Below are 12,000 nucleotides of genomic sequence, written 5' to 3' on the forward strand. Positions count from 1 at the left end.
GTCTCCTGGCGAAGCATAATTCCCGGCGGCGGCAAGCGCCCCCGGGAATGACGGCATCTTCGCCTCAGGTGAAACGGGCCGGTGCAAACGGGGCAGGATCGACGAAGACCTTCTCGCCGGTCACCATCTCGGCAACCATGCGCCCGGTCACTGCGGCCAGCGTCAGCCCGTGATGGGCATGACCGAACGAGAACCAGAGATTGCGGTGCTTCGGCGCCGGGCCGATGATCGGCATCATATCAGGCGTGCAGGGGCGGTTGCCGAGCCAGGGCTCGGCATCGACCCGCTCGCCGAGCGGGAACAGCGTCTTGGCGATCGGTTCTGCGCGAGCGAGCTGAACCGGCGTCTTTGGCGAGTCGCGCAGCGCGAACTCGGCGCCCGTGGTCAACCGAATGCCCTTCACCATCGGAGCCAGGAAATAGCCGCGCTCGGTGTCGAGGACAGGGTGGTTCAGCACGGCGTTGCCGAGCGGCTTGTAGTGCATGTGGTACCCGCGCTTGACCGCGAGTGGCAGGTGGTAGCCGAGCCGGTTGGTCAGGACATCGGCCCAGGGGCCGAGCGCGATCACTGCGTCATGTGCGCTGGCGCGGGTGCCGTCGGCGAGCGCGATGCTCCAACCCTGGCCGTCCTGCGCGAGCGTGCCGGCATCGCCCTGCGCAAGTTGTCCGCCGAGCTTTTCGAACAGAGCGACATAGGCCTTCGACAGGCCAAGCGGGTCGATCACCGTGACCGGGTCGGTCCAGTGCAGGCCGCCGATCAGGCTCTGGTCGAGATGGGGCTCCTCGGCTCGCAGCGTCGCGACATCGAGCGGGCGGTAGTTCAGCCCGAATTCCTTGTTCCACTTGGCCGCCTCGGCCARCCTTGCATCCTGCTCGGCCGCAGAGCGGAAAACCTTCATCCAGCCCTTGCGGCGCAGCAGATGCGTCGCCCCGGCTTCGGCCGCGAGCGCGTCATGCTCGGTGACGCAATGCTCGATCAGGGTGGCGTATTGGTGAGCGATCGCCTCGTGCTTGGAGGGGCGCGAATGCAGCCAGTAGGACAGCAGGAAGGGCGCGAGCTTGGGAATCGCGTTCCAATGATAGGACGCGTCGATGGTGTTGTTCATCGCGTAGCGGAACAAGGCGCCGAAATCATGCGGGAAGCCGTAGGGATAAACGCCTTCGCGCTGGATCAGTCCGGCATTGCCATAGCTGGTTTCCTCGCCTGGTCCGCGCCGGTCGACCAGCAACACGGACCGGCCGGCCTTCTGCAGGTGCAGCGCCACCGAGATGCCGACGATCCCCGCGCCGAGAACAATCGTATCGGTCCGCATTTTTACGCTCCTGTCAGCCCTGTTGCCGCGCTCAAAATACCGCTCTGCGCCGCGATGTCAGCGGCATGGTGTATCTTTGCGGTCGAACGGCGAAAGTTTCGCAAGTTTTGCGCCAACCAGGTGCGGATCGCGCGCTGCGCTTACAAACTGTTCCCTTCCGCGCAAGATTCTGCGCCACGCAGAACCGGTCTTCCCGAACGGCGGGTGACGCCGGCGCCGGGATCGGCCAGTGTGGCGCAGTTGTCGCACCGATTCAGGCCTTCATGCTCTCGCGTTTCGCCGCCTTCCTCGCTGCAGGCCTTGCCCTTCTCGGCCGCTACGGCACGCAGGGCTTCGCACTTTCAATCTTTCTGGGGCTGGCACTGCCGCAGTTCTCGGCGGCGGCGCGGCCGCTGCTGCCGGTCACTATCTTCTGTTTCACCACGGTCGTCTTCCTGCGCGCCGATTTCAGCATCATAACCGGGCTGATCCGCCGTCCCGGCAAGCTGATCGTCACCTGCCTGTGGCTCATTCTCGGCCCGGCGGTGCTGATCGGCGCTGCGTTCCTGCTCGTCGGTCGCGCGGCACTCGATCCCGGCCTGATCCTCGGGCTTGCCATCATGGGCGCGGCGCCGCCGATCATGTCTTCGCCGGCGGTCGCGATCCTCTACGGCTTCGAGCCTTCGCTGATCATCGCGGGCGTGGTGGTGACCACGGTGCTCAGTCCGCTGGTGGCCCCGGTGGTGGTGGAGCTGCTGGCGGGGGCTGCCGTGCCGCTCGATCGCTGGGCGCTGACGCTCCGTCTCGTGCTGTTCGTCGGCGGCGGCATGGTGGTGGCGGCGATCCTGCGGCACTGGCTCGGCGCAGCCCGGATCCGGGCGATGAAGGCCAATCTCGATGGCTTTGGCGTGCTGATGTATTTCATCTTTGCCATTGCGGCGATGGATGGCGTGACGCGGACAGCCATGGCCAATCCCGGACAGGTCATGCTGTTCCTGGCCATCGCCTTTTCGGTTTCCGCCGCCGGCCTTCTGCTCACGACACTCGCCTTGCGGATGTTCAAGCGCTCGGAACGCTTCATGATCGGCTATGGCACCGGTCAACGGAACATGGGGTTGCTGGTTGCGGCGCTTGGGGCCGGCGTGCCGCAGACGACTTTCCTGTATTTTGCGCTGGCGCAGTTCCCGATCTACCTGCTGCCCTGGCTGCTGCGCGGCATCGCCGGGAAGATCAAGCGCGCTGAAACGCCTGCTGACGCGGGTTGACGATCCGGCCTGAGACGATCGCTCCAGCAATCCAGGAGCGATGCCATGATCACTCTCTATTCCGGGCCTCTGAGCCTGTTCTCCCGCAAGGTCGAGATCGCGCTGCGGGAGAAGGGCCTCGCCTTCGAGCGTATCATGGTGCCGTTCAACCAGGTGACTGGCTACGATCCGCGCCACCCCGAAGTGCTGGCGCTCAACCCGAAGCGGCAGGTTCCGGTGATCAATGACGAGGGGCTCGTCCTCTACGATTCCACCATCATTCTCGAATATCTCGACGAGGCCTATCCCCAGCCACCGCTCCTTCCCCGCAATCCAGCGGCCAGAGCGCGCTCGCGGTTGGACGAGCTTTTCGCCGACGAGATCCTGTTTGCCGCGCTGCGGCCGCTGATGCACCGCAACGAGCCGCCGACGACGGATCGCAACAAGCGCGCAGCACAGGAGACGGACGCGCTGATCGCCGAGGCCGAGCTCGAGCAGCGCTATTGCGGGCTCAACGAGAGGCTGGCGGGTCGCGATTATTTCGGCGAGGCCCTCTCGGTGGCCGATATCGGCATGTTCATGAGCGTGTTCTGGGCCGTGCGCCTCGGCGGCCCGGCGCTTGCACGCTATCCCGACCTCTCAGCCTGGTTCAGCCGGTTGGGCAGTCGGCCGGCCTTTGCAACAGCGGTGGAGGAGGTCGAGGAAGCGGACCGGCGACTGTCCTACCCCGTCAAACGCCGCTGAAAGCTCCCGGTTTCGATTGCAGCGCTGGCCTGCGGGCGCTAAACGCTTCGCGCATGACCAGCCCCATCCGCATCGCCCCTTCCATCCTCTCCGCAGATTTCTCGAAACTCGGGGAGGAGGTTCGCGCCATCGATGCGGCGGGCGCCGACTGGATCCATTGCGATGTGATGGACGGGCATTTCGTGCCGAACATCACCTTCGGCCCGGACGTGCTGAAGGCGATCCGCCCGCACACCAAGAAGTTTTTCGACGTGCATCTGATGATCGCGCCGGTCGACCCCTATGTCGAAGCCTTCGCCAAGGCGGGCGCTGACCTGATCTCGTTCCATGTCGAGGCCGGCCCGCACGCGCATCGGACCCTGCAGGCCATCAAGGCGCAAGGCAAGCAGGCCGGCATCGTGCTCAATCCCGGCACGCCGGAAAGCGCCATCGAGCCGCTCCTGAACGATGTCGACCTGATTCTGCTGATGACCGTCAATCCGGGCTTTGGCGGCCAGAGCTTCATCCATTCCGTGGTCGAGAAGATCGCGCGGGTGCGCGCCATGATCGGCGAGCGTCCGATCGCACTCGAGATCGATGGCGGCGCCACGCCGGAAACGGCACCATTGGCCGCGAAAGCCGGCGCCAACGTGCTCGTCGCCGGCTCGGCAGTGTTCAAGGGCGGGCCATCGGCCTATGCCGGCAATATCGCCGCGATCCGCCAGGCGGCGGAAGCCGCCCGCGGCGACTGGGTTTGAATTTGTAACTGCGCCGTCATTCCGGGCGCAGCGAAGCGAAGCTCCGGAGCCCATTGCAGTGCGCCTTGCTCTGCGATGGTGTCTGGATCGGCGTGGCTTCGCCGCTTGTCCGGAATCACGTCGCGCGCTGTCCTGAAAGGCCAACCATGATCCCGCGCTATTCCCGTCCCGAGATGGTCGCCATCTGGGAGCCGCAGACGAGGTTCCGGATCTGGTTCGAGATCGAGGCGCATGCCACCGACAAGCTGGCCGAGCTCGGCGTCGTGCCGAAGGAGGCCGCGGCGACGATCTGGGCCAAGGCCAGGGACGCGGTCTTCGATGTCGCCCGCATCGACGAGATCGAGCGCGTCACCAAGCATGACGTCATCGCCTTCCTGACGCACCTGGCCGAGATCGTTGGCCCCGAGGCGCGTTTCGTGCACCAGGGCATGACCTCGTCGGACATTCTCGACACGACGCTGTCGGTGCAGCTGGCCCGCGCCACCGATATCCTGATCGCCGATGTCGATGCGCTGCTGGCCGCGATCAAGCGCCGGGCGTTCGAGCACAAGTTCACGCCGGCGATCGGCCGCTCGCACGGCATCCATGCCGAGCCGGTGACCTTCGGCCTCAAGCTGGCGCAGGCCTATGCCGAGTTCAGCCGCTGCCGGGACCGTCTGGTTGCGGCGCGCTCCGAGATCGCGACCTGCGCGATTTCCGGCGCGGTCGGCACCTTCGCCAATATCGACCCGCAGGTCGAAGCCCATGTCGCCGAGAAGATGGGCCTGGCCGTCGAGCCGGTCTCGACACAGGTGATCCCACGCGACCGTCACGCCATGTATTTTGCGACGCTTGGCGTCGTTGCCTCCTGCGTCGAGCGCTTGGCGACCGAGATCCGCCATCTCCAGCGCACCGAGGTTTATGAGGCGGAGGAGTTTTTCTCGCCGGGCCAGAAGGGCTCTTCGGCGATGCCGCACAAGCGCAATCCGGTGCTGACCGAGAACCTGACCGGTCTTTCGCGGCTCGTTCGCGGCATGGTGACGCCGGCGCTCGAGAATGTCGCGCTCTGGCACGAGCGGGACATCTCGCATTCCTCGGTCGAGCGCATGATCGGCCCCGATGCCACGGTGACGCTCGATTTCGCGCTCGCGCGGCTTACAGGCGTCGTCGACAAGCTGCTGGTCTATCCGCAGAACATGCGCAAGAATCTCGACCGGCTCGGCGGCCTGCATAATTCGCAGCGCGTCCTGCTCGCCTTGACGCAGGCCGGCGCCAGCCGCGAGGAGAGCTATTCGCTGGTTCAACGCAACGCGATGCGCACCTGGGAACATGGCGAGGATTTTCTCACCAATCTCAAGACCGACAAGGACGTGACGGCGAAGCTCTCGGCTGCCGAGCTCGAGGCGATGTTCGACGAGGGCTATCACTTCAAGCATGTCGATACGATCTTCGCGCGCGTCTTCGGGTAGCCTGAACCCATGCGGATTGCCGTCCTCGCCGATATCCATGGCAATCTCGCTGCGCTCGCAGGCGGAAGCCCGCATGCGCGCTACGGCATTACCGAGCGCTGCCGCGCGGGCTGGCGCTTTTCGTTTCACACCCTACGTTACGACCTGGTCCGCTGCGGCTGACCTTGCCCTGTCCCGGGGCCGACGCGACTAGGCTTATGCCCTGTCGCGTGGCCTCGCCCTGAAACCCGATTGATTGCAATGCGCTCGTCCGACGCCGACATCCTCATCATTCCTGGCTGGTCCGGCTCCGGCGCGGACCATTGGCAGAGCCGCTGGGAGGCCAAGCTCACCACCGCCCGGCRCATCGAGCAGGACGATTGGTACAAACCCGCCCGGGACGCCTGGGCAAACCGGATCGTCGCCGCCGTCCGCGCAGCCAAGCGGCCGGTGGTTCTGGTTGCCCATTCCGCCGGCGTCAGCGCGGTGGCGCATGCGGCAGAGCATCTGAAGCCCGGCGAAGTCGCGGGAGCTTTCCTGGTTGCGCCGGCCTCCGAGCGCGCGAAGCAGGCGATCCCCGGTATGGCGCACGACTTCATCGCGCATCGGCGCGAGAAACTGCCGTTCCCCGCCATCCTCATCTCCAGCACGACCGATCCCTACTGCACGCAGGATGAAGCAAGGGCGCTGGCCGAGGCCTGGGGCGCCGAGTTCGTCGATGCCGGCGATGGCGGCCATCTCAATTCAGAATCCGGGCATGGTCCCTGGCCGGACGGTCTGCTGCGCTTCGCAACCTTCCTCAAGACACTGTAGTACTGCCCGGCAAACGAAACCCGCCCCGGATCGCTCCGGGACGGGATGTTCGGATCAGGATCGATTAGCAGCCGAGATCAATTCTCGACGTAGGTTATCTTGCCGTCGGCGCCCTTCTTCCAGGTGTAGACGGTGTAGTCCGGACGGGTGATGTCGCCCTTCTTGTCGAAGGAGATGTCGCCGATCACGGTCTTCACGGCCTCCCCACCATGGAGCGCGGCGGCAATCTTCTTCGGGTCGGTCGAGTTCGCGCGCTTGGCGCCTTCGGCCATGATCTGCACGGCGGCGTAGCTGTACAGCGTATAGGCTTCCGGCTTGAACTTGCGCGCCTCGAACTTCTTGAGGACGGCAGCCGCCTCGGGTCGCTTCTGCGGGTCCGGCGGGAAGGTCATCAGCGTGCCTTCAACGCCGGGACCGCCGATCGTGGCGAACTCGTCGGTGGTGATGCCGTCGCCGGAGACCAGCACGGTCTTCAGGCCCTGGTCGCGCATCTGGCGTACGATCAGGCCGCCTTCGGTGTGCAGGCCACCCCAGTAGAGGTAGTCGGCACCGGCCGCCTTGATCTTGGAGACGAGGGCCGAGAAGTCCTTCTCGCCCGCATTCACGCCTTCATAGAGCACTTCCTTGACGCCGCCGGCATTGAGGCCCTTCTTGGTCTCGTCTGCGAGGCCCTGGCCATAGGTCGTCTTGTCGTGGACGACGGCGATCTTCTTGTCCTTGAAGTTCTTCAGAAGATAGGCGGCGGCGACGCTGCCCTGCTGGTCGTCGCGACCGCAGGTCCGGAAGGTGTTCCAGAGACCGCGCTCGGTAACCTTCGGGTTAGTGGCCGAGGGGCTGATCATCAGGATGCCGTTCTCGGCATAGACTTCGGATGCCGGCATCGTGACGCCGGAGTTGAAGTGACCGACCACCCACTTGACGCCGTCGCCGACGAACTTGTTGGCGACAGAGACGCCTTGCTTCGGATCGGAGACGTCGTCGCCGACCGAGACGGTGATCTTCTGGCCGAGCACGCCGCCGGCCGCATTGATATCCTCCACCGCCTGCTCGACGCCGTTCTTGAGCTGGGCGCCAAAGGCTGCGTTCGGGCCGGTGATCGGGCCGCCTACGCCGAGCTTGATCTGAGCATTGGCCACGCCGGAGAAGGCGAGGACCGCGCCGAGCGCGATACCGCCCAACAGCAGTTTCTTCATGAGATGAGACTCCCCTGTATTGTCACTATGAACGGGCCAAAGTTTCGGCCCGTCTCGGCGCGTGGTGCCACCGTGAAATGCAGTCTTGCGCTTTTTCGACGGTCTGTCACGCGGCAAGCTCGGTGTGGTTTTTCGCTCTTTCGGAGGGGGTTAGCCGCCTTCCCGGGGCTTCCAGCCGAAGGGTCCGGTGCGCTCATAGAGCCAGCGATATTGCGTCGTCATCTGCCGGGCGCGGTTGTAGCGCCAGCCGGCGAAGCCGAAGGCCATCAGCACGATCGTGTCGATGATATAATAGTGCAGGGTCAGCAGGGTGGCCTGGAACAGGGCAAAATGGATGAAGCGGACGAAGAGGCCCAGCACGAGAATATAGAGCACCAGCTGGAATGCCGGCCGCCAGGTCATCGCCACCGCCCGCCCGGTCATCCAGGCCGCCCAGCCGCCCATGATGACGGTGACCAGCAGGAACAACCAGATGGTCGGCTCCTCGTAGATTATGCCTTGCATCGTTGTGCTCCTAGGATCGTGAGCCTGATGTCGACCGCATGTCGCTCTGAAACGCGATACGTCATACGGCTCTAGTGCCGCCCGCCTTCGAGATAGGCGGCGCGCACCTGCGGGTTCGCCAGCAGTTCCTGGCCGGTGCCGCTCATGGTGATGACGCCGTTGACCATGACATAGCCGCGATGGGCGAGCTTCAGGGCGTGGAAGGCGTTCTGCTCGACCAGGAACACGGTCAGCCCCTGCGTCCGGTTGAGTTCGCGGATCGCCTCGAAGATCTGCTTGACGATCAGTGGCGCCAACCCGAGCGACGGCTCGTCGAGCAGCAGCAGCTTCGGCCGCGCCATGAGCGCGCGCGCGATCGCCACCATCTGCTGCTCGCCGCCCGAAAGTGTGCCGCCGCGCTGCTGCAGGCGCTCGCGAATGCGCGGAAAGAGCTCGCAGATCTTTTCGAGATCCTCTTCGAAATGGGCGAGGTCGCGCACTGCGGCGCCCATCTGCAGGTTCTCGAACACGGTCATGCGCGGGAAGATGCGGCGTCCTTCCGGCGATTGCGCGATGCCCAGCCGGGCGATCTCGTGGCTCGGCAGCTTCGTGATGTCCCGGCCCTCATAGGTCACTGTGCCTTCGCGGGCCTGCGGATTGCCGAAGATCGTCATCATCAGCGTCGATTTGCCGGCGCCGTTGGCGCCGATCATCGTCACGATCTCACCCTCATGCACGTCGACATCGACGCCCTTCAGAGCGATGATCTTGCCGTAATAGGTCTTGACCCCGCGAACGGAGAGCAGAGGCGCGGCGTCCGTCATCACAATCCGACCTCTGCTTCCACTTTGGCGACTTCCTCGTCGTCGACGCCGAGATAGGCCGCGATCACGCGCGGATCGGCCTGCACCTCGGCCGGGGTGCCGTCGGAGATCTTGGTGCCATAGTCGAGCACCACGACGTGATCGGAAATCTGCATCACCACCGACATGTCATGCTCGATCAGCAGCAGGGCCGTGCCGATATCCTTGCGGATCGAGAGCAGAAGCGTGTTGAGATCGTGGCTCTCGCGCGGGTTCAAGCCCGCCGCGGGTTCGTCCAGGCAGAGCAGCACGGGGTCGGTGCACATGGCGCGCGCGATCTCGAGGCGGCGTTGATCGCCATAGGGCAGGTCGGCGGCCGGATCGTCGGCGCGATCGATCAGGTTGATCTTCTCCAGCCAGAACTTGGCCTTCTCGATCGCTTCCTTCTCGCGCGCCTTGTAGCCGCCGATGCCGAGCACGCCGAGGAAGGTGAAGCCCGACGCGATCATCAGCGGGTTGTGCTGCGCGATAAGCAGATTCTCCAGCACGGTCATGCCGCCGAACAGGCGAATGTTCTGGAAGGTGCGGGCGACCTTGGCCTTCCAGGAAATCCGGAAGTCGGGCATGCGCTCGAGCAGGAAGCTCGCGCCGCTGTCCTGGGTCAGCGTGATCATGCCTTCGGTCGGCTTGTAGAAGCCCGTGATGCAGTTGAAGACGGTGGTCTTGCCGGCTCCGTTGGGGCCGATCAGGGCGGTGATGTCGCCCTTGCGTGCCTCGAAGGAAAGATCGTTGACGGCGGTGAGGCCGCCGAAGCGCATCGTCAGATGTTCGACCTGAAGCAGAGGAGGGGTTGTCATCAGCCGTGGCCTTCCTGGACCATATCGGCYGAGATCGCCTTCTTCTCCTTGAGAAAGGCTGTCGGCTCGCGTGTCGATATCAGTCCGCGTGGCTTCCAGATCATGATTACGACCATGGCGAAGCCGAAGATCAGCATGCGGTATTTGGTCGGATCGAAATCGGGGCCGAAGATCTGCTTCAGCCAATCGAGTTCGCGCAGGAGTTCGGTGCCGCCGATCATCACGCTGGCCGCGATGGCGACGCCCCAGAGCGAGCCCATGCCGCCGAGCACGACGATGGCGAGAATGATCGCCGATTCCATGAAGACGAAAGACTCAGGCGAGATGAAGCCCTGGCGTGCAGCAAAGAATGAGCCAGCGAAGCCACCGAACATTGCACCGAGCGAAAAGGCCGTCAGCTTGGTGTTGGTGGTGTTGATGCCGAGCGAGCGGCAGGCGATCTCGTCCTCTCGTAGCGCCTCCCAGGCGCGTCCGACCGGCAGGCGACGCAGCCTCAGCGTGACGAACGCTGTGAGCAGGGCCAGTCCGAGGATGACGTAGTAGAGGAAGATGGTGCGATAGAGCGGCGAGAATTCGAGCCCGAACACTGCGGCAAAGCCATCATCGGCGGCCGTGAACGGGATGCCGAAGAAGGTGGGGCGCGGAATCCCGGAGATGCCGGCATAGCCGTTCGAAAACTCGACCCAATTGATCAGGATGAGGCGAATGATCTCGCCGAAGGCGAGGGTGACGATAGCGAGATAGTCGCCGCGCAACCTGAGGACGGGGAAGCCGAGCAGCATGCCCCAGAAGGCCGCGAGGATCCCGGACATCGGCAGCAGGATCCAGAAGGACAGGCCGAAATTCTTGGCGAGCAGCGCGTAGGAATAGGCGCCGACGGCGTAGAAGGCGACATATCCGAGATCGAGCAGGCCGGCGAGGCCGACAACGATGTTCAGCCCCCAGCCGAGCATGACGTAGATCAGGATCTGAACGCCAAAATTGTCGATCCACTTCAGCGCGCCGCCCCAGCCCGCCAGCGTGATGGCAATGATCGGGAAAGTGACGAGAAAGCCGAGCCCGGCCAGTGAGAACAGGCGCGAATGGCGCTGGAAGAAGCCGATCGTGCCATGTGGCAGCAGCCGCACCACCGATTTGCCTTCGCCGCGCTTCTGCTGGCGCAACGCCATCAGGAAGCGGCCGACGAAGATGATCGCAACAGCCCAGGCGACGGCGTCCCAACGTGGATCGAGGACGAGGACGTTGTCGAGGTTCTGGCGTGTGCCCCAGGCGATGATGGGGATGCACAGGCCGAAGGTGACGACGGCGGCGAAGGCGGCTTCCTTCAGCGCCTTCATCATGTCGAGTTGGCGTGCGGCCGGTAACTGTGTGACGGGAGCCATGCGTCAGACCTTCTCGACTTCGGGACGACCGAGGATCCCGGACGGCATGAAGACGAGCACCACCGCAAGGATGCAGAAGGCGGCGACGTCCTTGTAGTCGATGGTGAAATAGGCGGACCAGAACACTTCGATCAGGCCGATCAGCAATCCGCCGATCACGGCGCCGGGAAGGGAGCCGATGCCACCCAGAACCGCCGCGGTGAAGGCCTTCACGCCTGGCGTGAAGCCGTCGGCGAAATTCACGACGCCGTAGAGCACGAGGTACATCACACCGGCGACGGCGGCGAGCGCTGCGCCCATCACGAAGGTGATGGAGATGGTGCGGTCGACGTCGATGCCGAGCAGGCCGGCCATCTTGCGGTCCTGTTCGCAGGCGCGCTGGGCGCGACCCAGAGAGGTCTTCTGCACGATGAACCAGAAGGCGGCGAGCAGGATCGCGGTGGTGAGGATGATGACGATCTGCTTGTAGGAGATCTGGACCGTGTAGGTCGCGCTGTCGATCAGCGTGATCGACTTGTTCAGCATTGGCGGGATCGACTTGTTGCGCGGGCCCTGCACGACCTGGACGAAATTCGTCAGGAAGATCGACATGCCGATGGCCGAAATCAGTGGGGCCAGTCGGAAGGAACCGCGCAGCGGCCGGTAGGCGACACGCTCGATCGTCCAGTTCCACAGCGACGTGAAGAACATCGCCAGCACCAGCACGAAGATCAATGCCAGGACGATGAGGCCGGCGCCGAACCAGGAGGCGATCAGCATGAAGAAGATCAGCGCAATGAACGCGGAGAGCATGAAAACGTCGCCATGGGCGAAGTTCACCATGCCGATGATTCCGAAGACCATCGTGTAGCCGATGGCGATGAGGCCGTAGATCGACCCCAGGGTCAGCCCGTTGATGAGCTGCTGGAGGAATACTTCCATTGACGACGTCTAACCCCTCGAACCAGCTCCCGTTCTCTTCGCCGGCATGACGCCGACGCATGCGGGATGCGATTGCTATGCAGAGCTACCAATGGCTTGCGCCTG

At 64.2% G+C, this 12,000-nt stretch carries 12 protein-coding genes and 1 pseudogene; 6 read left to right on the forward strand and 7 right to left on the reverse strand.

Annotation, left to right across the window (positions count from 1 at the left end; translation table 11 throughout):
* Positions 1-64 precede the first annotated feature (64 nt).
* A complete protein-coding gene (locus tag AC1DW9_RS15005; RefSeq protein ID WP_441506204.1) occupies positions 65-1,312 on the reverse strand; it encodes an NAD(P)/FAD-dependent oxidoreductase in 1,248 nt (415 codons plus the stop codon).
* Between the two features lie 263 nt (positions 1,313-1,575).
* On the opposite strand from AC1DW9_RS15005, the gene AC1DW9_RS15010 reads away from it, so the two are divergent.
* The 6 genes from AC1DW9_RS15010 (at position 1,576) to AC1DW9_RS15035 (ending at position 6,256) form a co-directional block, all read left to right on the forward strand.
* A complete protein-coding gene (locus tag AC1DW9_RS15010) occupies positions 1,576-2,556 on the forward strand; it encodes a hypothetical protein (protein WP_441506203.1) in 981 nt (326 codons plus the stop codon).
* 45 nt (positions 2,557-2,601) lie between these two features.
* Positions 2,602-3,279, forward strand: coding sequence for a glutathione S-transferase family protein (locus AC1DW9_RS15015; RefSeq protein ID WP_441506202.1), 678 nt, complete (start codon positions 2,602-2,604; stop codon positions 3,277-3,279).
* 53 nt (positions 3,280-3,332) lie between these two features.
* Positions 3,333-4,016, forward strand: a complete 684-nt coding sequence (rpe, locus tag AC1DW9_RS15020; RefSeq protein ID WP_441506201.1) for a ribulose-phosphate 3-epimerase — start codon at positions 3,333-3,335, stop codon at positions 4,014-4,016.
* Positions 4,017-4,162: 146 nt separating this feature from the next.
* Positions 4,163-5,464: an adenylosuccinate lyase gene (gene purB, locus AC1DW9_RS15025; protein WP_476775901.1), complete on the forward strand. Its 1,302-nt coding sequence runs from the start codon at positions 4,163-4,165 to the stop codon at positions 5,462-5,464.
* A gap of 9 nt (positions 5,465-5,473) precedes the next feature.
* The gene (locus AC1DW9_RS15030) at positions 5,474-5,626 is read left to right on the forward strand and encodes a hypothetical protein (protein WP_441506199.1); all 153 of its coding nucleotides are present in this window, start codon (positions 5,474-5,476) and stop codon (positions 5,624-5,626) included.
* A gap of 78 nt (positions 5,627-5,704) precedes the next feature.
* Positions 5,705-6,256 (forward strand): RBBP9/YdeN family alpha/beta hydrolase, encoded by a 552-nt coding sequence (locus AC1DW9_RS15035; RefSeq protein ID WP_476855122.1) that lies wholly within the window; start codon positions 5,705-5,707, stop codon positions 6,254-6,256.
* Positions 6,257-6,333: 77 nt separating this feature from the next.
* Here the strand turns inward: AC1DW9_RS15035 and AC1DW9_RS15040 are convergent, their stop codons facing one another.
* From AC1DW9_RS15040 to AC1DW9_RS15065, 6 genes and pseudogenes are all read right to left on the reverse strand, one after another.
* Positions 6,334-7,449 carry a branched-chain amino acid ABC transporter substrate-binding protein gene (locus tag AC1DW9_RS15040; protein ID WP_113514109.1) on the reverse strand — a complete coding sequence of 372 codons (1,116 nt, stop codon included), beginning with the start codon at positions 7,447-7,449 and terminating at the stop codon, positions 6,334-6,336.
* Between the two features lie 150 nt (positions 7,450-7,599).
* Positions 7,600-7,953, reverse strand: coding sequence for a DUF6867 family protein (locus tag AC1DW9_RS15045; protein ID WP_441506197.1), 354 nt, complete (start codon positions 7,951-7,953; stop codon positions 7,600-7,602).
* Positions 7,954-8,024: 71 nt separating this feature from the next.
* Positions 8,025-8,756: an ABC transporter ATP-binding protein gene (locus AC1DW9_RS15050; RefSeq protein ID WP_113514113.1), complete on the reverse strand. Its 732-nt coding sequence runs from the start codon at positions 8,754-8,756 to the stop codon at positions 8,025-8,027.
* A gap of 26 nt (positions 8,757-8,782) precedes the next feature.
* A pseudogene (locus AC1DW9_RS15055) lies at positions 8,783-9,592 on the reverse strand (ABC transporter ATP-binding protein); the annotation flags it as partial.
* A complete protein-coding gene (gene livM / locus AC1DW9_RS15060) occupies positions 9,592-10,974 on the reverse strand; it encodes a high-affinity branched-chain amino acid ABC transporter permease LivM (protein ID WP_113514117.1) in 1,383 nt (460 codons plus the stop codon). The pseudogene AC1DW9_RS15055 and the gene livM, both read right to left, overlap by 1 nt.
* 3 nt (positions 10,975-10,977) lie before the next feature.
* Positions 10,978-11,895 carry a branched-chain amino acid ABC transporter permease gene (locus AC1DW9_RS15065; RefSeq protein WP_113514119.1) on the reverse strand — a complete coding sequence of 306 codons (918 nt, stop codon included), beginning with the start codon at positions 11,893-11,895 and terminating at the stop codon, positions 10,978-10,980.
* Between the last annotated feature and the right edge of the window lie 105 nt (positions 11,896-12,000).

The sequence above is a fragment of the Allobosea sp. P4_E12 genome (assembly GCF_056401655.1).